This is a genomic window from Streptomyces avermitilis MA-4680 = NBRC 14893, from assembly GCF_000009765.2.
GTDB lineage: Bacteria > Actinomycetota > Actinomycetes > Streptomycetales > Streptomycetaceae > Streptomyces > Streptomyces avermitilis.
This window is the reverse complement of record NC_003155.5, coordinates 1276850-1301950: the sequence shown is the minus strand read 5'-3', so window position 1 is coordinate 1301950 and position 25101 is coordinate 1276850. Positions and strand designations below refer to the sequence as shown.

The 25101-nt window shown below is 71.5% G+C and carries 20 protein-coding genes and 1 pseudogene; 10 read left to right on the top strand and 11 right to left on the bottom strand.

Annotated elements, in window-relative coordinates; translation table 11 throughout:
• Positions 1-233 precede the first annotated feature (233 nt).
• The 5 genes from SAVERM_RS05640 to SAVERM_RS05620 all read left to right on the top strand — a co-directional run bounded on the left by SAVERM_RS05640 (position 234) and on the right by SAVERM_RS05620 (position 7826).
• Positions 234-1160: a carbohydrate ABC transporter permease gene (locus tag SAVERM_RS05640; protein WP_010982468.1), complete on the top strand. Its 927-nt coding sequence runs from the start codon at positions 234-236 to the stop codon at positions 1158-1160.
• Between the two features lie 4 nt (positions 1161-1164).
• Positions 1165-2121: a carbohydrate ABC transporter permease gene (locus SAVERM_RS05635; protein ID WP_010982467.1), complete on the top strand. Its 957-nt coding sequence runs from the start codon at positions 1165-1167 to the stop codon at positions 2119-2121.
• A gap of 91 nt (positions 2122-2212) precedes the next feature.
• Positions 2213-3550 carry an ABC transporter substrate-binding protein gene (locus SAVERM_RS05630; protein WP_010982466.1) on the top strand — a complete coding sequence of 446 codons (1338 nt, stop codon included), beginning with the start codon at positions 2213-2215 and terminating at the stop codon, positions 3548-3550.
• Between the two features lie 51 nt (positions 3551-3601).
• On the top strand, positions 3602-5644 hold the full coding sequence (locus SAVERM_RS05625; RefSeq protein ID WP_010982465.1) for a beta-galactosidase: 2043 nt from the start codon (positions 3602-3604) through the stop codon (positions 5642-5644).
• 100 nt (positions 5645-5744) lie between these two features.
• A complete protein-coding gene (locus tag SAVERM_RS05620; RefSeq protein ID WP_037650281.1) occupies positions 5745-7826 on the top strand; it encodes an RICIN domain-containing protein in 2082 nt (693 codons plus the stop codon).
• Between the two features lie 220 nt (positions 7827-8046).
• Here SAVERM_RS05620 and SAVERM_RS05615 read toward each other — a convergent pair whose 3' ends face one another.
• Genes SAVERM_RS05615 through SAVERM_RS05600 form a run of 4 tightly spaced genes read right to left on the bottom strand, consistent with a single transcriptional unit; the run spans position 8047 to position 12927 of the window.
• On the bottom strand, positions 8047-9126 hold the full coding sequence (locus SAVERM_RS05615) for a Rieske (2Fe-2S) protein (RefSeq protein WP_010982463.1): 1080 nt from the start codon (positions 9124-9126) through the stop codon (positions 8047-8049).
• The gene (locus SAVERM_RS05610; protein ID WP_010982462.1) at positions 9123-10151 is read right to left on the bottom strand and encodes a phytoene/squalene synthase family protein; all 1029 of its coding nucleotides are present in this window, start codon (positions 10149-10151) and stop codon (positions 9123-9125) included. Before SAVERM_RS05610 ends, SAVERM_RS05615 begins: the two co-directional genes overlap by 4 nt.
• A complete protein-coding gene (locus tag SAVERM_RS05605; protein ID WP_010982461.1) occupies positions 10148-11689 on the bottom strand; it encodes a phytoene desaturase in 1542 nt (513 codons plus the stop codon). Before SAVERM_RS05605 ends, SAVERM_RS05610 begins: the two co-directional genes overlap by 4 nt.
• Positions 11686-12927, bottom strand: a complete 1242-nt coding sequence (locus SAVERM_RS05600) for a polyprenyl synthetase family protein (protein ID WP_010982460.1) — start codon at positions 12925-12927, stop codon at positions 11686-11688. Before SAVERM_RS05600 ends, SAVERM_RS05605 begins: the two co-directional genes overlap by 4 nt.
• 312 nt (positions 12928-13239) lie before the next feature.
• Between SAVERM_RS05600 and SAVERM_RS05595 the strand changes: the two genes are divergently transcribed.
• The 4 genes from SAVERM_RS05595 to SAVERM_RS05580 all read left to right on the top strand — a co-directional run bounded on the left by SAVERM_RS05595 (position 13240) and on the right by SAVERM_RS05580 (position 17467).
• Complete coding sequence (locus SAVERM_RS05595) at positions 13240-14433, top strand: lycopene cyclase family protein (RefSeq protein ID WP_010982459.1); 1194 nt, start codon at positions 13240-13242, stop codon at positions 14431-14433.
• A 43-nt stretch (positions 14434-14476) separates the two neighbouring features.
• The gene (locus SAVERM_RS05590) at positions 14477-15208 is read left to right on the top strand and encodes a methyltransferase domain-containing protein (protein ID WP_010982458.1); all 732 of its coding nucleotides are present in this window, start codon (positions 14477-14479) and stop codon (positions 15206-15208) included.
• On the top strand, positions 15205-16764 hold the full coding sequence (locus SAVERM_RS05585) for an FAD-dependent oxidoreductase (protein ID WP_078936690.1): 1560 nt from the start codon (positions 15205-15207) through the stop codon (positions 16762-16764). The genes SAVERM_RS05590 and SAVERM_RS05585 overlap by 4 nt, the downstream gene beginning before the upstream one ends.
• A 154-nt stretch (positions 16765-16918) precedes the next feature.
• Entirely contained in the window at positions 16919-17467 is a 549-nt protein-coding gene (locus SAVERM_RS05580) for a DUF6328 family protein (protein ID WP_010982456.1), read from the top strand.
• A gap of 55 nt (positions 17468-17522) precedes the next feature.
• Here the strand turns inward: SAVERM_RS05580 and SAVERM_RS05575 are convergent, their stop codons facing one another.
• The gene (locus SAVERM_RS05575) at positions 17523-17891 is read right to left on the bottom strand and encodes a low affinity iron permease family protein (protein WP_037650287.1); all 369 of its coding nucleotides are present in this window, start codon (positions 17889-17891) and stop codon (positions 17523-17525) included.
• A 158-nt stretch (positions 17892-18049) separates the two neighbouring features.
• Here SAVERM_RS05575 and SAVERM_RS05570 point away from each other — a divergent pair, with 158 nt between their 5' ends.
• Positions 18050-18508: a hypothetical protein gene (locus tag SAVERM_RS05570; protein ID WP_010982454.1), complete on the top strand. Its 459-nt coding sequence runs from the start codon at positions 18050-18052 to the stop codon at positions 18506-18508.
• 87 nt (positions 18509-18595) lie between these two features.
• Here the strand turns inward: SAVERM_RS05570 and SAVERM_RS05565 are convergent, their stop codons facing one another.
• From SAVERM_RS05565 to pelF, 6 genes and pseudogenes are all read right to left on the bottom strand, one after another.
• Positions 18596-19258 (bottom strand): spherulation-specific family 4 protein, encoded by a 663-nt coding sequence (locus SAVERM_RS05565; protein WP_010982453.1) that lies wholly within the window; start codon positions 19256-19258, stop codon positions 18596-18598.
• Positions 19255-20181, bottom strand: a complete 927-nt coding sequence (locus SAVERM_RS05560) for an NAD-dependent epimerase/dehydratase family protein (RefSeq protein ID WP_010982452.1) — start codon at positions 20179-20181, stop codon at positions 19255-19257. Before SAVERM_RS05560 ends, SAVERM_RS05565 begins: the two co-directional genes overlap by 4 nt.
• A gap of 7 nt (positions 20182-20188) precedes the next feature.
• Positions 20189-20902 (bottom strand): nucleotidyltransferase family protein, encoded by a 714-nt coding sequence (locus SAVERM_RS05555; RefSeq protein ID WP_010982451.1) that lies wholly within the window; start codon positions 20900-20902, stop codon positions 20189-20191.
• 32 nt (positions 20903-20934) lie between these two features.
• Positions 20935-21944: pseudogene (locus SAVERM_RS05550) on the bottom strand (SDR family NAD(P)-dependent oxidoreductase).
• Positions 21945-22096: 152 nt separating this feature from the next.
• Positions 22097-23503, bottom strand: coding sequence for a hypothetical protein (locus SAVERM_RS05545; protein ID WP_010982448.1), 1407 nt, complete (start codon positions 23501-23503; stop codon positions 22097-22099).
• Positions 23500-25041 carry a GT4 family glycosyltransferase PelF gene (gene pelF / locus SAVERM_RS05540; RefSeq protein ID WP_010982447.1) on the bottom strand — a complete coding sequence of 514 codons (1542 nt, stop codon included), beginning with the start codon at positions 25039-25041 and terminating at the stop codon, positions 23500-23502. The genes SAVERM_RS05545 and pelF overlap by 4 nt, the downstream gene beginning before the upstream one ends.
• Positions 25042-25101: the final 60 nt, after the last annotated feature.

Sequence of the window (25101 nt, the reverse complement as noted above, 5' to 3'; positions counted from 1 at the left end):
GCGCGTCAGTGCCCGCGGCACGCTCGTCGAGCCGCTGTCCGCCGTGTTCACGCGTCTCCCTCATGACGAGTCGCAAGCGACTCTTGACCACCAACATTGGGGCAGTGTAGACATGCCGCCATCAGATGTTTACGTAAACATAACAGCTCACGGCTTCCTTCGGAGCGCGATGTTTACGCAAACATCGCGACGGCGTGTGACGCCGGTTCCGAGATGGACGAGCGAGGAACGACATGACGACGCTACAACCCTCAGCGGCTGTATCACGGCCCCCGGCCCGGCCTCCGTCGAAGCGGGACCGCCGCTCGTGGACAGGGTGGGGGTTCATAGGCCCCTTCGCGGTGGTCTTCGCCTTTGTCTTCCTGGCTCCGATCGTCTATTCGATCTACCTCAGCGTCTTCCGCACCCAGCTCATCGGCGGCACGACCTTCGTGGGCCTGGACAACTACCAACAGGCCCTGCACGACGACCAGTTCTGGGCCTCGCTCGGACGGGTCTCGCTCTTTCTGGCCGTACAGGTGCCGATCATGCTGGGCATCGCCCTGCTGATCGCCCTCGCCCTGGACAGCGGGCGCCTCTACGGCAAGGACTTCTTCCGCATAGCGATCTTCCTGCCGTACGCGGTGCCCGCCGTGGTGGCCACCCTGATGTGGGGCTTCATGTACGGCACCCGCTTCGGTCTCGTCGGGGACATCAACGAGGCCTTCGGCGTCACCCTGCCCGACCCGCTCTCCACCGACCTGGTCCTGGCGTCGATCGGCAACATCGTCACCTGGGAGTTCGTCGGCTACAACATGCTGATCTTCTACTCCGCGCTGCGGGTCATCCCGAACTCGCTGTACGAGGCCGCGGAGATCGACGGCGCCGGACAGATCCGCGTCATCACCGCCATCAAGCTCCCCGCCATCCGCGGTGCCCTCGTCATCGCGACGATCTTCTCGATCATCGGCAGCTTCCAGCTCTTCAACGAGCCGAACATCCTGCGGCCATTGGCGCGCAACGCCATCACGACGGACTACACCCCGAACTTCTTCACCTACTCACTGTCCTTCAACGGCCAGCAGCACAACTACTCCGCGGCGGTCGCCATCATCATGGGGCTGATCACCATGGTCATCGCCTATGCCGTGCAGCTCCGCGGCATGCGCAAGGGAGCGTGACCCGATGAGCAGCACGAGCAGCCCCGTCACCACCGACTCCCAGCCCGCATCCGTTCCGGCCACCGGCCCGACCAAGGGCGCGCCCCGACTGCGCACGCCCCGCAAGCATGTTCCCGGACGCCCCAAGCGCAGCGTGCCGCTGACCCTGCTCACCGGCCTGGTCCTGCTCTACACCCTGGTGCCCTTGGCGTGGCTGGTCATCAGCGCCACCAAGACCCAGGAAGGGCTGGCCGACTCCTCCGGACTGTGGTTCGCCCATGACTTCGCCCTCTGGGACAACATCAGCCAGACGTTCACCTACGACGACGGCATCTTCGTCCGCTGGTTGCTGAACACCCTGCTGTACGTCGTGCTCGGGGCCGGCGGTGCCACCCTCCTGGCGATCCTGGGCGGCTACGCGCTGGCGAAGTTCACCTTCCCCGGAAAGCGCGCCGTCTTCGCCGTGGTCATCGGCGCCGTCGCCGTCCCGGGCACCGCCCTCGCGGTGCCCACCTTCCTGATGTTCAGCAAGATGGGGCTGACCGACACACCGTGGGCGGTGATCATCCCCTCGCTCGTCTCGCCCTTCGGCCTGTATCTGATGTGGGTCTTCGCCACCGAAGCCATTCCCGTCGAACTCCTCGAGGCCGCCCGCATCGACGGAGCGGGCGAGGTGCGCACCTTCTTCCAGGTCGCCCTGCCGCTGCTCGCCCCCGGCATCGTGACCGTTCTGCTGTTCACCACGGTCGCGACCTGGAACAACTACTTCCTGCCGCTGATCATGCTCAAGGACCCGGACTGGTACCCCCTGACCCTCGGCCTGAGCGCCTGGAACGCCCAGGCCGAGACGATCGGCGGCGATGTGATCTTCAACCTGGTGATCACCGGCTCGCTGCTCACCATCGTCCCGCTGATCATCGCGTTCCTGCTGTTGCAGAAGTACTGGCAGTCCGGGCTCGCCGCCGGAAGCGTCAAGGAATGACCCACCCTCAGGCCCACCCCCCTCAGCCTCACCTGTTTCCCTCTCCCTCACCCTCGCCCCGTCCCACCCACGAAGAAGTGGAAGCATCTCCATGCGCAGAACGACCCGCCGCCTGATGCGCGGCCTCGCCGTCCTCTCCGTCCTCGCCCTCGGGGCGACCGCCTGTGGCGGCTCCGACGACGACAGCGCCGACCAGAAGCCGGTCTCCGCCGGGGACATCCAGGCGGCCCTGAAGAAGGGCGGCACGGTCACGGTCTGGGCCTGGGAGCCCACGCTCAAGACGGTCGCCGCCGACTTCGAGAAGAAGTACCCCAAGGTCAAGATCAACCTCGTCGGCGAGCGGTCCGGCGACAAGCACTACACCGCGCTGTCGAACGCCATCTCGGCCGAGAAGGGCGTTCCCGACATCGCGCAGGTCGAGTACTTCGCGCTGGGGCAGTACGCGCTCACCAAGGGCCTCACCGACCTGACCCCCTTCGGCGCGGACAAGCTCAAGGCCAAGTACACCCCCGGCCCGTGGAACGCCGTGAGCGAGGGTGACAAGGTCTACGGCCTGCCCATGGACTCCGGCCCCATGGCGCTGTTCTACAACAAGAAAGTCTTCGACAAGTACAAGGTCGCGGTGCCGACCACCTGGGACGAGTACGTCGAGGCGGCCCGCAAGCTGCACAAGGCCGATCCCAAGGTCTACATCGCCGCCGACGCCGGCGACGCGGGCCTGACCACCAGCATGCTGTGGCAGGCCGGTTCGCGTCCCTACCAGGTCGACGGCACCAAGGTGAAGATCGACTTCGCCGACGCGGGCGCCAAGAAGTACACCGACACCTGGCAGAAGCTCATCGACGAGAAGCTCGTCGCACCCATCTACGGCTGGACCGACGACTGGTACAAGGGCCTGGGCGACGGCACCATCGCCACCCTGCCCAGCGGCGCCTGGATGCCCGCCAACTTCGTCACCGGCGTGCCGAAAGCCTCTGGCGACTGGCGAGCCGCCCCCCTGCCGGCCTGGACCAAGGGCGACAAGGCGAGCGCGGAGAACGGCGGCAGCTCCCTCACCGTGCCCGAGCTGGCCAAGAACAAGGAACTCGCCTACGCCTTCGTCGAGTACGCGAACGCCGGCGACGGTGTGCAGACCCGCATCAAGCAGGGCGCCTTCCCCGCGACCACCGCGGAACTCCAGTCCACCGAGTTCCAGAACACCAAGTTCGACTACTTCGGTGGGCAGGAAGCCAACAAGATCTTCGCCGACTCGGCCGCCAACGTCGCCGACGACTGGTCGTACCTGCCCTTCCAGCAGTACGCCAACTCGATCTTCAACGACACCGTCGGCAAGGCGTACATCTCGAAGACCAAGCTGGCCGACGCCCTGAAGTCCTGGCAGGACGCCTCCGTCAAGTACGGCAAGGAACAGGGCTTCACCGTCGAGTAGTCGAGGCAAGCCCCCCACGCCGCCCCCTTGTGACACACCGGAAGGACCACGATGATCTCCACCCTCCTGTCCCAGCTGAACGGGCCGGACGGTGACCGCACGCCACGCCTCGCGTACGGCGCCGACTACAACCCCGAGCAGTGGCCGCGCGAGGTGTGGGAGGAAGACATCCGGCTGATGCGCGAGGCCGGCGTCAACATCGTCTCGGTGGGGATCTTCTCCTGGGCCCGCATCCAGCCGGCCCAGGGCCAGTGGGACTTCGCCTGGCTCGACGACGTCATGGACCTGCTGCACGCGGGCGGCATCGGGGTCGACCTGGCCACGGCGACCGCGTCCCCGCCGCCCTGGCTCGCCACGGCACACCCGGAGATCCTCCCGGTGACCGCCTCCGGCGAGACGGTGTGGCCGGGGGCGCGGCAGCACTGGCGTCCCACGTCCCCCGTCTTCCGCACGCACGCCCTGCGCCTGGTGCGGAAGCTGGCGGAGCGGTACGCGGACCATCCCGCGCTGGTGGCATGGCACGTCTCCAACGAGCTGGGCTGCCACAACATCTACGACTACTCCGACGACGCCGCCCGTGCCTTCCGCGACTGGCTGCGCGCCCGCTACACCACGCTCGACGCCCTCAACCACGCCTGGGGAACCGCGTTCTGGTCCCAGTACTACAGCGACTGGGACCAGATCCTGCCGCCCCGGCTGGCCGCCTCCCACCCGAACCCCACGCAGCAGCTGGACTTCAAGCGCTTCTCCTCCGACGCGCTGAAGGCGTACCTGCGCGCGGAGCGGGACCTGCTGCGCGAGATCACGCCCGAGGTTCCGGTCACCACCAACTTCATGGTGATGGGCCGCACCAAGGGCATGAACTACGCCGACTGGGCCCAGGAGATCGACTTCGTCTCCAACGACCACTACGTCTCGCCCGGGCCTCAGGACCGGGACGAGCTGTCCTTCTCCGCCAACCTCGTCAGCGGCATAGCCGGCGGACGCCCGTGGTTCCTCATGGAGCACTCCACCAGCGCCGTCAACTGGCAGCCCGTCAACCTGGCCAAACGGCCCGGCGACCTGGCCCGCGACTCCCTGCTGCACGTCGCGCACGGCGCCGACGCCGTGTGCTTCTTCCAGTGGCGCCAGTCGGCGGCAGGCGCCGAGAAGTACCACTCGGCGATGGTGCCGCACGCCGGACCCGACAGCGAGGTCTTCCGCGCGGTGACCGCCCTCGGCGGCACCCTTCGGACGCTGGCCCCGGTCGCCGGGACCGAGCGTGAACCGGCGCGGGTCGGGATCGTCTTCGACTGGGAGTCCTGGTGGGCGAGTGAGCAGGACTCCCACCCCACCTCCCTGCTCGACTACCGCCGGGAGGCGCTCGACTGGTACTCCGCCCTCCTCGCCCTCGGCATCCGGGCCGACGTCGTCACCCCGCAGGCCGACCTCGACCGGTACCAGCTCCTGATCACGCCGGTGCTGCACGTGGTCCCCGCGGCACTGGCCAAGGAACTCACCCGCTATGCCGAGAACGGCGGGCACCTGGTCACCACGTACTTCTCCGGTGTCGTGGACGAGAACGACCACATCTGGCTGGGCGGATACCCCGGAGCCCTGCGCGATCTGCTCGGCATCCGCGTCGAGGAGTTCGGCCCGCTGCTCGACGGCGACACGGTCGCACTGGACGACGCCGCCACGGGCACCCTGTGGACCGACCGGATCACCGTCACCGACCCCGAGGTGGAGGTCCTGGCCCGGTACCGCACCGGTACGTACGCCGGCCACCCCGCCGTCACCCGCCGTGCGGTGGGCCGGGGTTCGGCCGCGTATGTGTCCACCCGGCTGGGACCGGACGGCCTCACCGCACTGCTGCCGAAGCTGCTCGGCCCTGCCGCGGTCGGCAGTGAACTGCCCGACGGCGTAGGGGGAGACGTCGAACTGATCGTGCGCCGCGGCGCCGGCAGCCGCTATCTGTTCCTGGTCAACCGGACCGACGGGACGGTGCCGCTGACCGGACTCGCCGGGGAACTCCTGATCGGCCGGGCAGAGGACGACGGCACCGTGGTGCTGTCCCCCCGGGATGTCGCCGTTCTGCGGCAGCCCACCCGCTGACCGCCCTCGAAGGGCACCGCACCTGTTCGAAGGCCATCCGTCCTGGCGCTCAGGCCACGACGGTCCACCGAAGCGACCACAGATGAGTGGGGAGCATACGTTGGCACGCCGTACCCGCACACGACGGCTTCTGGGAACCATCGGCGTCACCGCCCTGGCCACCGGGGCAGCCCTGGTCACCGCTCCACCGACGAACGCGCAGACCCCGGCGGCAGCGGCGACCGCTGCCGTCACGGTCCAGCCCGACCCCTCGTACCGAGCGGACAGATTCGAGGGCTGGGGCACCAGCCTGGTCTGGTTCGCCAACGCCACCGGCGACTATCCCGCGGAGATACGCGAGAAGCTGGCCGAGCTCCTCTTCGACGACGACGGCCTCGCCCTGAACATCGCCCGCTACAACATCGGCGGCGGCAACGCCCCCGACGTCAAGGACTACCTCCGGGCCGGCGGAGCGGTCGAGGGCTGGTGGAACGCCCCGGCGGGCACCACCCGTGAGGACACCGACTGGTGGAGCGCCGACGACGCCGCCGACTGGAACCCCAACGCCGACGCGACCCAGCGGTGGTGGGTGGACCGGATCAAGAACGACATCGACCACTGGGAGACGTTCAGCAACTCCCCGCCCTGGTTCATGACCGCCAGCGGCTATGTGTCGGGCGGCTTCAACTCCAGCGAAGACCAGCTCAAGGCCGACTCCGTCGACGACTTCGCCGCCTATCTGGCAGGCGCGACCAAGCGGCTGGAGAAGGCGCACGGCATCAAGGTCGACACCCTCGACCCGTTCAACGAACCCAACACGGGCTATTGGGGTACGCGCCTGGGATCCGACGGCCGGCCCGTCGGCGGCCGTCAGGAAGGGGCTCACATCGGCCCGGAGCTCCAGCAGAAGGTGATCCGCGCGCTGGCCCCCGCCCTGAAGAAGGCGAAGACCGGCACGAAGATCTCCGCGATGGACGAGACCAACCCGAACCTCTTCGCGCAGAACTGGAACTCCTACCCCCAGGACGTGCGCGATCTCGTCGGCCAGATGAACGTCCACACTTACGGCACCGGCGGCCGGACCAGCGTGCGCGACCTGGCCAAGGCGGCGGACAAGCCGCTGTGGATGAGCGAGGTCGAGGGCGACTGGGGCGACGGCCAGAGCTTCACGGACATGCGGCCCGGCCTCGGGCTTGCCCAGCAGATGGTCGACGACCTGCGCGAACTCGAGCCCAAGGCCTGGGTGTTCTGGCAGCCGGTCGAGGACTACGACAACATGAAGCCCGGCGGTGAGTCCGCCAAGGGCGGCAACTGGGGCAGCATCCAGCTCCCGTTCAGCTGCACCTCCGCGGACACCCTGGCCACCTGCCCCGTCCACACGAACACGAAGTTCGACACCGCCCGCAACTTCACCCACTACATCAAGCCGGGCGACCGACTGATCAGGACCGACGACACCTCCAGCGCCGCCGCGGTCTCCACGAAGGGCAACGCGGCGACGGTCGTCCACGTCAACAAGACCACCAGCGCCCGCACCGTCACGATCGACCTGTCCAAGTTCGGCCACATCACCCGCGACGCGACCGTGACTCCCGTGGTCACCAGCGCCGCAGGCAAGCTCGAACGACAGGCCCCCGTCGAGGTCACCGGCAGCCGGGCCGCGGTCACCGTACCCGCCCAGTCCGTGACGTCCTTCCTCGTCAAGGGAGTGTCCGGCGTCGCGAAGGACGCCGCGCTCCTGTGCAAGGGGCACACCTACCAGCTGACCGGCGTCCAGAGCGGCAAGGCCCTCACCGTCGCGGACGACGGCACCCAGCTCGTCATCAGGACCGCGGGTACGGATGCGGCCGGGACCGGGCAGCAGTGGCAGGTGCGTCAGATCAGCGGCGACACCGGGAACCGGCAGCGGTACGTGTTCACCAACCCCGCGGCAGGAAAGCGCCTGGCCGTTCGTGACGGCGCGCCGGTGCTGGAGGCGGACCGCGGCCACCGTGACAAGGCCACCCAGTGGATCATGTCGACCACCGGCGACGGCACCTGGACCCTCGTCAACGCCGCCACCGGCAGGCTCCTCGAGGTCGGCGGCCAGGCCACCACCGACGGAGCCGCCGTCACGACATGGACGCCGAACTCCGGATCCAACCAACGGTGGTCGGTCACCGACGTGACCGACCAGAACGGATCTCGGTCGAGCGGGCTGTGAGCCGCACCGGTTGAGCCGGACGAGTGGACCGGGCCCCCGCAGCCGACATGGCGCGGGGGTCCGGTCATCGGAATGGCTCCCCCGCCCATATCCGGCGGAACTCGTTCCGTGCTCCGGTCCGAAGGCCTGAGGCACCGCCGCCTGTGCCAGGTACGCCACCCCGCCGCCCCCGTGAGCGTGCGGCATCGTGTGGGCCGTCGGCTCACCGCAGGCCTGTCGTTCAGCCGGGGAAGCGGCCCGTGGAGCGCAGGTGCCGGCGCCGCTCCGCGTACGCCAGGTCGTCGCGCCACAGGCGTCCGGCGGCAGCGCGCATGAGTGGCCGCAGCACCGGGGCCATCGCGCGCGCCACGGCGAACCCGCGGCGGTCGGACGACGCCAGCACGGCCTCGACCACGGCCGTGCGCGGCCTGCCCCGGTCGTCAGGGCCGAGCGGGGTGGCATGGGTCTCGACGACGGAGCCCCGCCCCTCCCCCTCCGCGATGCGCATCACGACCGTGCGGGGCTCCGGAGCGGTGAAGACGGCCCGCACCGGGACGACCAGCCGTCCAGCGATCTTGAAAGACACGTCGACGGTAAATCCGTCCTCCGTCTCGGCGCCCTCCGCCTCGTCACCCCCCGTCTCTACACCCTCCGTTTCTCCTTCCTCAGGTGCGACGGTTTCCCCGGGCGTGACGACGGTGAGGTCGACGAAGGAGTACGGGTGGAACCATGCGCCGTGCCAGGGGTCCAGGCGGTTGGCGACGACATCCTCGGGTTCGCAGATTCCGACGCCGACGTAGACGGCCGACACGGCACCCGACAGGGCAGGCCTGGCCGGTACCACCGGGGCCTCGAGCGGTCGCTCACCGCCGACCTCGTCCAGCCGTACCCACACCAGCACGCCGTCGTCGTGCACGGGCAGCGGTTCCCAGCCCGCGAACGGCGTGCCGCTCAGGGCGAGTCCGTGCCAGCGACACATGAGCGTGCCGCAGCGCACGGGGCTGTCCCGCAGCGGTGCACCGAGATGGGGGCAGACACCTGGCCCGGCGACCAGCCGCCCTTCGCCGTCCCGCCAGACGACGACCTCAAGGCCGGCCACGGTGCGCGCCAGAGGGCGGTCCTCCCGCACATCACGGGTGGCGCCGACGACGTACCAGTTGCCCGATGGTCGTGCCTGCGCCCGCTTCAGCGCCTCCGCGATCACGGCGGGCCGCGCGTCGCGCCAGGTCGGACGCTGGTCCTCCCAGCGAATCGGATGCCTGCGCAACGAGAGCGGGTAGCGTCGGCGCCGGGCAGGACGGTCGGTGCGGTCAGGGGTCATGCGACCTCCTCATGTGCCGGCCGGGGCGAGGACCTCGGCACCAGGGCGGGAAGCCGCCACGGATCGGGCAGGGTGGGCAGCCGCGCGTCGGCGCGGGATCCCAGACGGGCCACGCCCAGGCGTACGAGACCGTCCAGCGCCACCGCGGCACGGCGCCGGCGCGGCACCACGGCACGGCGGTGGACGACCGCGTACCCGTCGTCGGCGATGGCGTCCAGGATCCCGCCGTACAGCACGAACGCCGTCCGGATGCACGGGCGCGCCACCGGGTCGAGCATCGCAAGCCCCGGCGCCGCCTCGCGGTACACACCGCGGGTCAGGCCCTCAACGGCCTTGAGCGCACGGGTGATACGGCGGTCCCGGCGGCCGGTGTCCCTGCTCCAGCGCAGCAGGTCCCGGTCGACGCCGTGGGCGCGCAACAGGTCGGCGGGCAGATAGACGCGGCCGCGGTCCAGGTCCTCGCCCACGTCCCGCAGGAAGTTGGTCAGCTGGAACGCCACTCCCAGGGCCGCCGCGTGGGGTGCGGCCTCCTCACGCGGGACCACGGTCCCGAGCACCGGCAGCATCTGCAGCCCGATCACCGCGGCCGAACCGTGCATGTAGCCGCGCAGGTCGGCGTAGGTCTCGTAGCCGGTGACCTCCAGGTCGCTGCGCATGGCCGTCATGAAGTCACTGAAGTGCTGGTGGTCGATCGCGTACCGCCGGGCCGTCTCGGCGAGCGCCAGGACCACCGGCTCGGTGCTGTGTCCCTCACGCAGTCCCGTCCGCAGGCTCTCCTGGAGGCGGCCGAGCGCCGCCGAGCGCACAGCGGGGCCGACGGTGGTGTCCAGGGAGTCGACGATGTCGTCGGCCCAGCGTGCGAATCCGTAGAGGGCGTGCACGGCGGGCCGGCGTTCGACCGGCAGCAGTCTGGTGGCGAGGAAGTACGTCTTGCCGTGCCGCGCGTTGAGCCGGCGGCAGTGCGTGTAGGCCTTGCGCAGCGACGGGTCGGTGATGCCCGCCGCATCGAGTTCGCGGTCGGTCATGAAAGCGTCCTTCCGCTCGCGGTGCGGGAGGCGGGCATACGGCGGGGTGTGCGCCTCGTGCCACCGGTGACACGGGCTGCGGCCAGCTTGCCGGACAGCAGCACGGTCGGCACGCCGACACCAGGCGTGGTGCCGCAGCCGGCGAGCACGGCGTTCGCGGTCCCGCGTACCAGGTTGCGCGGACGGAACGGGCCGGTCTGCGCGAAGGTGTGGGCCGCCGAGAAGGGCGTGCCCGCGGCGTGTCCCTGGGCCGCCCAGTCGGCCGGTGTGACCAGGCACTCCTCTTCGACGGCGGATCCGATGCCGTCGAGACCTCGGGCCTCCAGTTCCGTCAGGAGGCTGTCCCGGTAGCGCGGCGCCAGGTCGCCCCATGCGGCGGCGCTCGGCCCGATGTCCGTGTTCGGACAGGGGGCGAGGATGTAGTGGAGATGGCGGCCGGGCGGCGCGAGGCCCGGGTCGGTGGCGGTGGGACGCGTGATGAGCAGGGACGGATCGCTCATCAGGCCCCCGGTGCGGGTGAGTTCGTCGAACGTGCGGCCCCACGCCGCGCCGAAGGAGAGCGTGTGGTGGGCGAGCCCGGGCCAGGTCCGGTCGGTGCCCGCGTGCAGGACCACGGCGGACGGCGAGTTCCTGATCCGCAACGGGCGTCGCGGCGCACGGCCGAGCAGGCGGTAGGTGACGGGCAGATCGGGGGTGAGGACGACGGCGTCGCACGGAATCCGGTCGTACGCCGTCACGACGGCGGTGATGCGGTCACCGGCCCGCTCCAGCCGGGTGACGTCCTGTCCGAAGCGCAGTTCGGCACCCGCCTGCGCGGCGGCGTCCGCCATGGCCCGCGGCAGGGCGTGCATGCCACCCCGGGGAAAGTACACACCGGCCACGGTGTCCATGTAGGCGATGACGGCGTAGGCGGCGAGGGCCCGGGCCGGCGGTACGCCCGCGTACAGGGCCTGGAAGGAGAAGACGCGTCGCAGGCGCTCGTCCCGCAGATGGCGGCCGATGCGCGCGTCCAGTCGGCCGAATCCGCCGAGCGCCGCCAGACGCGCCAGATCGGGGGTCAGCAACTGGAGGGGGGAGTCGAAGTTGGAGTCGATGAAGCGCCGCATCTGCGCCCGGTACAGCCGCTCGAGCCAGTCGCGCAGCTGTCGGTAGCCGGCCGCCTCACGTGCTCCGGCGAAGCGTTCGATCTCCGCTTCCATCGCCTCGGCGCCGGTGTGCACGTCGAGGGTGCTGCCGTCGGCGAAGCGGGCCCGGTAGGCAGGGTGCAGCGGGATCAGGTCGACACGGTCGCGCAGGCTGTCGCCGACCGCCGCGAAGGCCTCGTCGGCGAGGTCGGGCATGGTCAGCACCGTGGGACCGGTGTCGATGAGGTAGCCGCCGCGCACCAGACGTCCGGCGCGGCCTCCGGGCAGGAGATCGCGTTCGACGACGGTGACCCGGCGACCGGCACCGAGAAGGTGCAGAGCGGCGGAAAGCCCGGCGAGTCCGGCACCGACGACCACGACGTGGTCGGTGCGCCCGCGCAGTGTCCTGTTCATCGGGAGGCCCCCTCGGCCGTGGCGGTGAGCAGCAGCGATACGGGCATCCCGTTCTCGGAGCGGGACGCGTCAGGGGCCTGCCGGCGGACCGAGGGCGCACCGGCCGCTGAACGGAGCAGTGCGTCCAGATGGCGTCGTCCCTCGGGGGCGAGTGAGGCGGCGCCCATGTGGCGCAGGCCCTGGGCCACCAGCCGGTCGATCTCGGCCTCGACCGTGTCACGCGCGCCGGTGGTGACCAGGACGTCCCGCACCCGGGCGAGGTCCGCGTCGGACAGATCGGCGCAACCGAGCGAGCGCCGCAGTACGGCGAGGGCGCCGCGGTCGCCGGCCGCTTCGGCCCGGGCCCGCGCCACGGCGACGAGGTAGGTGGGTTTGCCCGCCCGGATGTCACCGCCCGACGGCTTGCCGGTGCGCCGGGGTTCCTCGAAGACGTCGTGGAGGTCGTCGCGGAGCTGGAAGGCCAAGCCGACGCACCGGCCCGCCGAGCACAACGCCTGAGTCGTGGCGGTGTCCGCCCCGGCGAGGGCGGCACCGAGTTCGAGCGGCCGCTGCACGGAGTACAGCGCGCTCTTGAGGCAGGCGGCGCGCATCGCGCGGGCCTCGGAATGCGACGAGGTCGCCTGGCCCTGGATGTCCAGGTACTGCCCGGCCACCATTTCCATCCGCAGGCAGCTCCACACCTCGCGCACCCTGCGCCCCGGGTCCGGTGCCAGGTCGGTGTCCGCCACCACGTCGTCCGCCCAGGCGAGAGCCAGGTCTCCGGCGAGGATCGCGGCCGCCTCACCGAAGCGTGTGCCCGGGGCGGGCAGGACGGCGTCGGCGTACTGGGCACTCACGTCCGTGTGCAGCGCGGGCCGGCCGCGGCGCAGCCGGGAGCCGTCCATCACGTCGTCGTGCACCAGCGCGCACGTCTGGATGAGTTCGAGGGCGGCACCGACCCGCAGGGCCGCCTCCGCCCCGGCGGCCGGTCCGCCGCACGCCCGGTGCGCCCACCACACGAACTGGGACCGGGTGCGCTTGCCGCCGTCCAGGGTGAACCGCGCCACGCGCTCGGCGATGTCGTGGGCGAACACCGGGTCGAGGGCCGCCGCCCGCGCCACGCGCTCCGCCAGGAAGCGGTCGAGAAGTCGGCCCACGGCGGCCGGTACGTCCTCGTCGACGGAGGCCGGCCGGAACGCGTCGCGCGGGCCCGGTGACGGACCGGCCGCCTGGTGATCGGTCGCCTTGCTGCGGCGCATCCCGGTTCCTCTCGTCGTGATCGGAGCTGGCCTTGTCTGAACGCATTCCGCGTCGGCGGCGCACACGGATGCGCCATTGGAGGGAATGCGGAGCGCTGAGACGGCCGGGACGGGGTGGTGGGCGGCGCCGACGGGATGGTGGGCGGCGCCGACGGGGTGGTGGGCGGCGCCGCCGCACCGGGCCGGCCGGGTCGTTCGGCCGCCGGAGTCAGCCGCACGGCCGACAGGACCGCGCGCCCTGCATCCGGACCGGCCCACGAAGCGGAATGCTTCCGACAAGGCGCATGGGCTCGCGCGGAAGGAGGGAACGCCGTGCTGGAGGCGGACGTCGCGATCGTGGGCGCGGGAGCCGCGGGACTGTCCCTGGCCCACCGCCTGGCATGCCCTGTCCGCGGGGCGCCCCGCATCTCGGTGGTCCTGCTGGAGGCCCCGCCGGGCCCCCTGAGGCCGCCGAGGCGCACGTGGTGCTTCTGGGAGCGGGGCCCCGGCCGGTACGACGCCGCTGTCACCGCGTCATGGCAGCGCCTGCGGGTCCGCGCCCCCGGCGGGCGGCCGATCGAGGGCGACATCACGCCGCTGCGGTACAAGATGATCCGGTCGGACGACTTCGAGGCTCTGATGGCGCACGACCTCGCGCTGAGCGGGGGCGTCCAGCGCGTCGAGGCGACGGTCGAAGCGGTGGAGGGCGTGCCCGGGGGTGCCGAGGTGTATGCGTACACCGCCGCCGGGCGCCCGCTGCCGGTGCGTGCCCGCTGGGTCTTCGACTCGCGCCCGCTCGGCAGCCTCCCGGCGGCCCGCACCACGCTGTTGCAGCATTTCCACGGCTGGTTCGTCCGCTCCGATCTGCCGGTCTTCGACCCCGGCACCGTGGAGCTCATGGACTTCCGCACACCCCAGCCCCCGCGAGGACTGTCGTTCGGATACGTGCTGCCCACCGGCCGCCGGCAGGCGCTGGTGGAGTACACGGAGTTCTCGCCCGCCGTCCTGCCGCGGTCCGCCTACGAGGCGGCCCTGCGGCACTACACGCGAGACATCCTCCACCTGCCGGGCCTGGAGATCGTCTCGACCGAGACGGGCGTGATTCCCATGACCGACGCGCCGTTCGCCCGGCAGACCGCGGCGTCGGTCTTCCGGATCGGCGCCGCGGGAGGTGCGACACGCCCGTCGACGGGATACACCTTCGCCGCCGTGCAGCGCCAGACGCGCGCCGTCGCGGCCGCCCTGTGCCGCGGCCGCCGCCCGCTGCCGCCGCCGGCCCATTCCGCCCGCTCCCGCGCCATGGACGCCGTGCTGCTGCGCGCCCTGGACAGCGGCCGGATCGGCGGTGCGGCCTTCTTCGCGCGGCTCTTCTCACGGGTGCCCATGGAGCGGCTGCTGCGCTTCCTCGACGGCTGCACGCACCTCCACGAGGACCTCTCCATCGGGGTGCACACCCCCGTACTCCCGATGCTCCGCTCCGCCGCGGAGCTGCCGTACCTGCCCCGCCGTCCCTTTCCCGGGCCGTGACCGAGACGCGGACACGGCCCGCACGCCCGCCGGAGGAGACCGTATGACCCTGCTTCGCGACGCGGATCTGGCCGCCGCGTTCGACCGCGCCGCCCGCAGCTACGACACTCTGGTGGCGGCCAATCCCGGCTACCACGCCCACCTTCGGCGCTCCGCCCGACGCCTCGGTCTGCCGCACGGCGGGAGCGGAACGCGCGTGCTCGATCTCGGCTGCGGTACGGGTGCCTCGACCGCCGCACTCGCCGCGGTCCTGCCGGGCGCCGAGATCACCGCGGTGGACGCCTCCGCCGGCATGCTGGAACGGGCGGCCGCCAAGCCCTGGCCGGACCGCGTGACCTTTGTGCACGCCCCGGCGGAACGCCTGACCGAGGCGGGGGTCGAGGGACCGTTCGACGCGGTGTTCGCCGCCTACCTCTTCCGCAACGCGGCCGCCCCCGACAGCGTCCTCACCGCGGTGCACGACGTGCTGGCACCGCAGGGACGGCTGGCGGTCCACGACTACACGCTCAGCGGTCGCGCCAGGGACCGAACGGTGTGGACGGTCGTATGCGGAGGCATCGTGCTGCCCGTGGCCACGGCCCTCGGCGACGGACGGCTGTACCGCCACCTGTGGCGCAGCGTCGTCGAGTTCGACACGGCGGACGAGTTCGCCGGCCGCGTCCGGGCGGCCGGGTTCGACTGCGTACGGGTGCTGCCGCTGCCGGGGTGGCAGACGGGCATCACCCACACCGTCGTCGGCAGGCGCGCGGGCACCGACACGGCAACCGGCCGATGACCCTCTCCCGGCGGCCGGCCGCCGCACGTCGCGGCAGGGACCGGCGCGCCCGGATGCTGCCCCCTCGTCCCGGGGCGACGCGGTTCAACGGAGCACGACCCCCCACGACCGCCGTCGTGGGCGGCGGCATCGCCGGACTGGCGGCCGCGACCGCGTTGGCCGAACGGGGAGTACGCGTCACCCTCTACGAACGACAGCCGGACCTCGGCGGCCGCCTCTCCGGCCGGCCGGTCGGCCTTCGGGACGGCTCCACGGTGACGATGAGCCGCGGTTTCCATGCCTTCTTCCGCCAGTACTACAACCTGCGCGGGCTGCTGCGCCGGACCGATCCGCGGCTGGAGCGCCTGACGGCTCTGCCCGACTATCCGCTCCGGCACAGTGCCGGGCTGCACGACAGCTTCCGCCGGGTCCCGCGTACCCCGCCGTGGAGCGCGCTCGGATTCGTCGCGCTCAGCCCCACGTTCGGCCTTCGGGACCTGATCCGCATGAACCCGGTGGCGGCGCTGCCCCTGCTCGACGTCAGCGTCCCCGATGTGTACACGCGTCTGGACGCCGTCAGCGCCCACGACTTCCTGCGGTCGATCCGTTTCCCCGAGGCCGCGCACCATCTGGCGTTCGAGGTGTTCTCCCGCAGCTTCTTCGCGGACCCCAGGGAGCTGTCCGCGGCCGAGATGGCGCTGATGTTCCACATCTACTTCCTGGGTTCCTCCGAAGGACTGCTCTTCGACGTGCCGGACGAACCGTTCCCGACCGCCCTGTGGGACCCCCTCGCCGGCTATCTGCTGCGGCACCGCGTCGAGGTGCGCACCTCGACGTCGGTCGAGAGCGTCGCCCCCACGAGGGACGGCGGGTTCGCCGTCGCCACGCCGGAGGAGACGGGGCGTCATGACACGGTCGTGCTGGCCCTGGACGCGGGGGGCCTGCGGTCCCTGGCCGGCCGCTCCCCGACCCTGGCCGACGCCCCGTGGCGCGAGCGGATGGCGCGGCTGCGCAACGCTCCGCCGTTCCTGGTGTCGCGCCTGTGGCTCGACCGGCCCGTCGCCCGGGACCGGCCCGGTTTCCTGGGCACCAGCGGATACGGGACCCTGGACAACGTCAGTGTGCTGGAGCGCTGGGAGGGCGAGGCCGCCCGCTGGTCGGCTCGTACCGGCGGATCCGTGGTGGAGCTCCACGCGTACGCGCTGCCGGAGGACGCGGTCCGCGAGGTGGAGCAGAAGCGCATGCTCGAACAGCTGTGCCGGGTGTACCCGGAGACGCGGGCGGCGACGGTCGTCGACGAGCGGCACGAATGGCGGGCCGACTGCCCGCTGTTCCCCGTCGGCGGATACCACGACCGACCGACCGTACGCACCCCTGAACCGGGACTGGTGGTGGCCGGTGACCTGGTGCGCACCGGCCTGCCCGTAGCGCTGATGGAACGCGCCGCGACCAGCGGTTTCCTCGCCGCGAACGCCCTGTTGGAGCGTTGGGGCGTGCGCGGTCAGACGCTGTGGACGGTACCGGACGGAGGGCGTAGCGCTGTGCTGCGACGGGTGGCGCGGTGGGGGAGCGCATAGCCCGGCGTCCGGCTCCGTGGGTCATCCGGTCTTTCGCCGGCGAGGCCCTGCGCAACCCCGTCTGACGGGCCCGAATGCGGGCACGTGTGTGAGGCGAAGATTGTCGTGCCGGTCCGGACGGGCAGCGGCCATGGCCCATTGTGGAGGAAGATCCGTGAGTTTGATCGAGCGCAGACAGCGGTCGTCCGACGAGGCGCGCACTTCTCAGGAGGGGCGTGCGAGCGACTCCGGTACACGTGCGGACGAGGGCGAATCCGAGCAGGAGCGGGTCAACCGGCGGTGGCAGGAGATCCTTCAGGAAACCCGTGTCGCGCAGACCGGGGTGCAGATCCTGTTCGGCTTCCTGCTCAGTGTCGCCTTCACCCCGCTGTTCCGGGAGCTGGGAACGTTCGACCGGGGCGTCTATGTCGCGGCCGTCCTCCTCGGGGCCGCTGCGACCGGCGCGCTCATAGCGCCCGTGTCGATCCACCGTTTCCTCTCCGGCCAGCGGATGAAGGATGAACTCGTCGCGGCCGCCGGGCGCTTGATGATGGGCGGCATCGTACTGCTCGCGCTCACCATCGGATGCACCGTCCTGCTCATCCTGCACGCGGTCCTGCCCAGTTCACTCGCCGAGATCCTGGCCGGTGCCGTGATGCTGTGGTTCGCGTTCTGCTGGTATCTGCTGCCCTGGATACTGCGGTCGCGCGCCGACAAGGGGTAGATCAGGGCGCGGCACTGCCAGTCCGCGTGGACCGCAGCCCGGCCCGGCGGTGCGGTCAGAATTCGTCCTCGATGCCGATCGCTTTACGGAGCTCTTCGTGCGCCTGGCGACTGTGGCCCTCGCGCTGTTCGAGCAGCGCGGCGGCGATGCTGTCGAGTTTGTGCTGGATGGCATGCTCGGCGCGTCGCTCGGAGTTCTTCAGCAGGGCCAGCAGCAGCAGGTTGACGGCGGTCATGATGTCCCCGATCAGCAGCTGCCACGTCAGCTCGAGACCGACTGCGTGCGCCACGATGAACGCGAACACCAGGAGCAGACAGAAACAGTAGAAGACCGGAGAACTGGTGAGATTGGAGGCCGCCTCGGCCAGCTTTTCGAACCAGCCCCGCCCGTGGCGGGACCGTTCTGCCGGATGGGGCACTGTCATGGGCCGATTATGCGGCACGCGCCCGTCACCGGCCTGGCGACGACGCGGCCGGCCACCCTGCGCCGACCGAGTCGGACGCCATGTCTCGCGTCCGCCGTCCGGGCCTTGAGCGTCGCGAAAACAGCATGCGCGCGGCGGCGCGGGGGACTGAAGTGAACATGAACAGCGATCACGACGGCCCGGACCGTGACCACCAGCGTCCCGCGGGTGTCAGCGACGAGACAGTGGAAGCCCTAGGCGCACTGTCCAAGGCGCTGGAGACGACCGAGCGGGCCCGCGGCCACCTGTACTCCTTCCATCAGCTGACCGGCGGTGCGGATCTGGAACTCGGTCACGCGGTCGAACTGCTGCGCAGAGCCGGCCACCACCGGTCGGCCGACCGGGTCGAGAAGGAGATCCTGGGCCGCAACGTCATCCCGGGGCACTGGACGTTCCAGATCATCGAGTCCTACAACGACACCTACTACGAGCCGTTCAAGGCTCTCGAACGCAGCGTGCTGAACGAGCTGGCCGAAGGCCGCGACCACCTGTACGAGGCGGAGATGAAGGAAGCCCGCCGCACGCACGGCCACCGCGACCACACCGCCCGCCCCGACAGCCCTGGAACCCCCACCTAGCCCGCGCACGGCGGAGGCCCGAACCGGCCGGCGCCGGTTCGGGCCTTGCCCAGGGCCTCACACACGCGCGTTCCGACCCCGTATGTCTCATTGCTCCGTCTCGCCCAGGGCGGGTGTCAGTCGCGTCCAGGGGTTGGGGATTTCGCCCGTGACCGGTCCGCACACGGCCGCGCCGCGCTCGCGTGCGGTGCGCACGGCGAGGGGTACGAGGGCCTCGGGCACGCCATAGACGAGGTGGCAGAACCGCTCCGGCGGGTGCCGCAGGGTCCATGCCGGTCTGCTGAACGCCGACACGTAGGTGGACCAGTGGCCTTCGAAGGTGACCACCAGATCGGCGAGGCGGGCGTATCCCGGCGCCGGATGGACGCCCGGATTCAGCACGACCGGCGAGGCGCCGAGCCGCCGTACGGTCTGCACCAGCCTTTTGCAGAGGGGAAGTTCGGCCGGTGCGGAGGTCACCCGGTCGAGGAAACAGCCGTCGGCCGCGTACCACTCCCGGTGCCGCACGACATCGTCCGCGACCTCGGCCGCCGTACGCGCGCCATAGTTGGTGTCGACGTAACCGAGCAGGCGGGCGCCCGCGGCCCGCAGCGCGCCGGCCGCCGCGGCGAAGGCCGGGTCGGGGCTCGTGCCCGGTCCGTTCGCCGGGTTGAGCACGACGGCGTACGTACGGTCGGCCGCCGTGATCAGGCGGTGCCACGCGCCCGGGTCCTCGGCCGGGTGGACGTACAGCGGGATCAGGAGGCTCACGGCGCGCGGCCCCCGTCCAGCCGGGGCGACGGCCCCTCCCTGACCGCCGCCCACAGCGCGGCCAGGGAGGCGTCGAGGGTGTACGACGGCCGCCAGCCGAGGGTGTCACCGGCGGCGCCGATGTCGGAACACTGCCAGGAGACCTCTGCCGAACGTGCGGATCCGCCGCCCTTCTCCTCCACCCTCCCCGGGAATCCCGCGACGTGTGTCAGCGCCGCGACCAGGTCGCGCACCGGCACGGCGCTCCCGCTGCCGATGTTGAGGACGCGCGGCAGCGGCGCCGGTGCCGTCGCCGCGAGCACCGCGGCCCGCGCCACGTCGCGTACGTCCACGAAGTCGCGGTGGGCCGACAGGTCACCCAGCCGGATCACCGCGTCCGGGTCACCGCCTGACGCGAGCAGCAGTCCGGCGACCCGGCCGGGCAGCCCGGTGAGCGGGGCACCGGGCCCCACGGGGTTGCCCACCCGCAGTACCACCGCGTCGAGGCCGGAGGTGGTGATCGTGATCGTGCCGGCGAGCTTGGTGGCGCCGTACGGGGTAAGGGGACGGGTGGCCGCCGACTCGGTCACCCTGATGCCTCGGGTGCCGGGGCCGTACTCGGCGGCCGAGCCCAGATGGACGAGGCGCGCGGAGGGCGCCGCCTCCCGCAGCGCCGCGCACAGGACGGCGGGGCCACGGGAGTTGACTTCGGCGAGGGTCACGGCGTCCCCGCCGGTCGCGCCCGCGCAGTTGATCACGGCGTCGGGCGCGGCCGACGCCAGGGCCTTCGCCAGCGTGTCCGGGCGAGCGGTGGCGAGGTCGATGCCGAACTCCGCGCCCGCCGAGCGGCCGCCGCCGAGCACCCGTGTGCCCGGCAGGGCGCGCAGCCGCTCGACGACGTGACGGCCCAGATAGCCGGTGAAGCCCAGGACGAGAATGCGCATGCGGTGGTCAGGCTCCCTTGAGCAACAGCGACTTGCGAGTGGTGAACTCGGCGTTGGCCCGGTCGTAGTCGTCGGGCCGGCCGATGTCGAGCCAGTACCCGTCGAAGTCGTACGCGTGCGGCAGGTTCGGCGTCTTGAGCAGATCCAGCACCAGCTCGTCGAAGCCGAGCGGCAGCCCGGGGGTGTAGCCGTCGAGCGTCTTCCGGGACAGCCCGTACACGCCCATGGAGACGCGGTAGTCCATGCTCGGCTTCTCGGTGAACCCGACGACCCGGCCGGCCTGGGTGGTCAGGACCCCGAAGTCGATGTGTACCTTGCGGGCGTACGTGGCGATCGTCAGCGGTGCGCCCGAGTCCCGGTGCTGCCGGAGGACGTCGGCGTAGTCGAGGTCGGTGAGGATGTCGCCGTTCATCACCAGGAACGACTCGGGCAGACGCTCGCGCATGGTGAGCAGCGGGCCCATGGTGCCCAGGGGACTCTCCTCGGTGGCGTAGTCGACGGCCATGCCCCACTGGGAGCCGTCACCGACGTAGGCGCGGATGATCTCGCCCAGGTGACCGATGGCGATGGTGCAGCCGGTGAAGCCGGCCGCGGCGAGTTGGCGCAGCACGATCTCCAGGATGGCGTGCTGGTCGCCGATGGGCACGAGCGGCTTGGGCAGCGCGGTGGTGTAGGGCCGCAGCCGGACGCCCTTGCCTCCCGCCAGTATCACTGCGTGCATGGGGCTCCTCCTTCGTGGACGTGCCGGACGGGTCAGATGTTGTAGATGCCGGTCTTGTAGCGGGCGAGGTTGGCCGGGTCGCGGAAGAACTCCACGGTGTGCGCGAGACCCTGCTCCAGGTCGTGGGCCGGGCTCCAGCCGGTCGCCGCGTTCAGGCGGCTCGCGTCGGCGACCAGCCGCATCACCTCGGAGTTGGCGGGCCGGATGCGCTGCGCGTCCTCCGCGCCACGTCGAGGGAGGCGTCCATTCACCCTTGCCCGATCAAGCCCCCGACCAGGTCACCGACCGAGATCTCGCCGCCGGTGCCGGCGTTGAAGGTCCGGCCCACCACCTGCGCGGCGGGCGCGGTGCCCACCGCGAGGAAGGCCTGCGCGGTGTCCTTGACATAGGTGAAGTCGCGGGTGGGGCGCAGGTCGCCGAGGGTGAGGGTGCGCGCGCCGGCCGCCACCTGGCCGATGACGCTGGGGATCACCGCCCGCATCGACTGGCGCGGGCCGAAGGTGTTGAACGGGCGCAGCGTCACCACCGGGGTGTCGAAGCTCGCGTGATAGCTGTCGGCGAGCCGGTCCCCGCCCGCCTTGGACGCGGCGTACGGGGACTGGGTGTTGATGGGGTGGTCCTCGGTGATCGGCACGGTCTGCGCGGTGCCGTAGGTCTCGCTGGTGGAGGTGTGCACGAGGCGGGGTGTGCCGAGGGCCCGTACGGCCTCCAGCACGTTGAGCGTGCCGGTGACGTTGGTGTCCACGTAGCTGTGCGGCGCCTGGTAGGAGTACGGGATCGCGATGAGGGCGGCCAAGTGGTAGACGCAGTCGGCGCCTTCGACGAGCCCGCGGACCGAGCCGGGGTCGCGGACGTCGCCGAGGACGATCTCGACGTGGTCGAGGACGTCCGCGGGCAGGGTCTCCAGCCAGCCGTAGGAGGAGAAGGAGTTGTATTGCGCCATGGCCCTCACCCGGTGCCCGGAGGCGACCAGCGCCTCGGTGAGGTGCGAGCCGATGAAACCCTCGGCTCCGGTGACGGCGGCGAGCGGTGCGGGGGTCAACTCATGGTCCTTCCGGTCGGTTGCACGTGTGATGTCCGTGGTGTCAAGGCGTCGGATGTCGTTCTGTCGGGGGCCGGTGTCGTCCGGTGGTCGGCCGGACGCGGTGCGGTGTCGAGCGGAGTGCGGTGGCGTGCGGGATGCGGACCTTGCGGTCAGGCGTGCGCGGCGGGCCGCCCGAGCAGCCGCAGCGCGCACGCCGTGAGACACAGGGCGGCCGCGCCGCAGCACAGCGACAGCGCGGCAGCGCCCGGTGGGAGATGGAACAAGGTGATCGCCCCGGCCCCGCCGGCGGCCGCGAGGCACACCCCGGCCGGCGGCCAGGCCACGCCGAAGGCCTGGAGCAGCAGCGCGGTCCACAGGGTCGCCGCGAGCAGCAGCAAGGGGGCCGGCTCGGCACCGGTGAGCAGCGCCGCCGGGAGCAGCGGAAGGAGATAGGCGAGCAGGCAGAAGCCGAGGACGCCGGCCGAACGCAGCAGGAAGGCGGCCGGTGTCGCGGTCGCCCGTAGTGCGGCCACCGACATCCCGCGGTAGCGGTACAGCAGCCACTCGGCCGGCCCCATGCTCAGGGTCAGCACGATCACGGCGTACGGGTGCCGGCGGCCCTCCAGCAGCACCAGCACCCCCGCGGCGAGGCCGAACAGGCCGTACGGCAGCGACCGCAGCAGCCCGGGCCGGGTGGCGCCCGGGGCGGGGGAGGCCGCGAGGGTGACCCGCAGCGACCAGCCGGCCGCGGCGGTCGCGGCGAGGAGCGCTAGCAGCGGCAGCCCGGCCCGCAGTACGGGGCCCGGTTCCCACCAGGGCAGCACCACCGCACCGGCGATCACCGGTGTGAGCGCGGCCAGCAGCAGCCGCTCGCGGCCCAGCACCAGCAGCACGCCGGCCGCCGAGAGGTACACCGACTGCGCGGCCGCGATCAGGGCCACCGTGCCGGCCCCGGCGAACACCGCCCCGGCCAGCGTGGCCGCCGCGGCACCCAGGGGTGCGCCTTTGAGGAGCGTGCGGCCCGCTTCCCGCCGTCCCGTGGTCATGCGCAGATAGGCCCGGTGTCCCAGCGCCTGGCCCCAGGCCCAGGAGACGAGCCCGGCCACGATCAGCACGGACGTGTCGCGTTCGGCGTGCCACAGCCGCCCGGTGAGCAGATAGGCGAGTCCCGGCAGCGCGAACAGCGCTCCCCGCAGTGCGCATCGCACATGGTCCGGGCGCCATGGGTCGGCCGGCCGCGGGGGCTCGGGGTAGGTACGCGGTACGCGCGCGTACAGCGTGGAGGCGAGCGCGAACAGGTTCGCGTGCCCGTACCGCTCCTGGATCGTCTCCGCCGTCAGTCCCTCCGACTCCAGCAGCGCGGCCACCTCGTAGGAGTGGACGGCGGGCCCTATGCGGTCGGCCAGTTCGGCGGCGAGCCGGTCGACCGCGTCGGAGTCGGTGCCGCGGCCCGGCAGGCGCAGGGCGACGGTGTGGTCGTCCGGCGGTCGCGGGGCGAGGGGGCGGTCCTCGGCGAGTCTGAGGGCCAGCGTGTCCTGTTCCGTGCCGCCGGGTTCGAGTGCCATCGGTCCGCTCATCCGGCCAGGCTCCCCATTCTCGCGGCCGCGGGGCCGGCCGTCGTCGAGAGACCGGCGTCGGCGTCGGGCGTCCATGGGTCGCGCCGTGTCGTCCGGCCGGGCGCCGACAGCTCCAGGTAGATGGAGCGGAAGGTGTCGACGGTCTGCCGCAGCGTGAACTGCTCGATCACCCGCAGCCGTGCCGCCTCGCCCATCGACCGGCGCCGCTCGGGATCACCCAGCAGCTTCAGCGCGGCGGCGGCCATGGCGGCCGGATCGCGCGGCGGAACGACGAGACCGGTGTCGCCCACGGCCTCCCGTACGCCGCCCACGTCCGTGGAGACGGTAGCCCGCCCGCAGGACATGGCCTCGATCAGGGTGAAGGGGAAACCCTCGCTGATGCTGGAGAGCATCACGACGTTGCCGGCGGCGTAGGCGTCCTTGATGTCGTCGACGCGGCCCTCGAACGTGACCGCTTCCGCATGACCGAGTTCGGCGGCCAACGCCTCGCACCGCTCCCGGTAGGCCTCGCCGCCGCGCGGTGTGCCGCCGAACAACCGCAGCCGCGCCTCGGGTAGTTGGGACCGTACGAGGGCGAAGGCGCGGATCAGGGTCTCCAGGTCCTTGATGGGGTCGACCCGGCCGGCCCAGCTGAGGGTGGGTGCGTCCGGCTCGGGGCCGGCCGGCGGGAACGCGGCGGGGTCCACGCCGTTGTAGACGGTGCGGATCGACTCGGGGTCCGCGCCGCCCTGTTCCTCCCACAGCCGGTTGTAGCGGTTGCCCGGTGTGATCAGTGCCGCCCGCAGGTAGGTCTCTTCGGCCAGCAGCCGGAAGAAGCCCAGGACGACGGCCTTCACGGGCCAGCGGTAGGGGGCGGTGCGGTAGCCGAGGTAGCGCTCGCGCAGATACACGCCGTGCTCGGTCACCAGCAGCGGGACGCCGTGCCGTTCGAGCGCGGCCAGTCCCGGCAGCGCGGCGACACCGCCGCTGACCGCGTGCGCCACCCCGTCCCGCGGCAGCGGCGTGGCCAGCGGGCGCAGGGCGTGTTCCAGCAGGGCGGTGGCGGTGATGGCGTCGTGCAGGGTCGGCCGGGCCTCGCGCACGGCCAGCCCAGGTCGGTTCCACACGGCGGTGAGGATGCTGATCGCCCGGTCGCCGCGCAGGAACGGACTCAGCATCCCGTCCGCCGCGGCCCGCGCCATCACGTAGAGGGCGGTGCCGAACCTGTCCTCCGCACACGGGTCGAGCAGGGCGGTGAGGAACTGCTCGTAGGCGCTGGCGAGCCGGTTCCGGCGGCGCCCACGGGGCGCGCGGCCTTCGGGCGCGGGCCCCCACATGGGGACCGCCGCGACCCGAGAGACATGTCCGGGAATGTCCCACACGATCGGTTCGCGTCCGGTGCCGGTGACGGCGATGACGTCGAAGTCGATATCGGGCATGCCGCCGACGAGTTGGTCGCACCAGACGCTCACGCCGCCGTGACTGTGCGGATACGTTCCTTCGGTGAGCAGGGTGACGCGCGTAGCGCCGGGGCGTCGCGCGCCGTGGTGAACGTGCATCGATGTGCTCCACGGCCGAGGTATGGGGTGGTCGTGCCGGTCCCGGCCGCGGATGGTGCG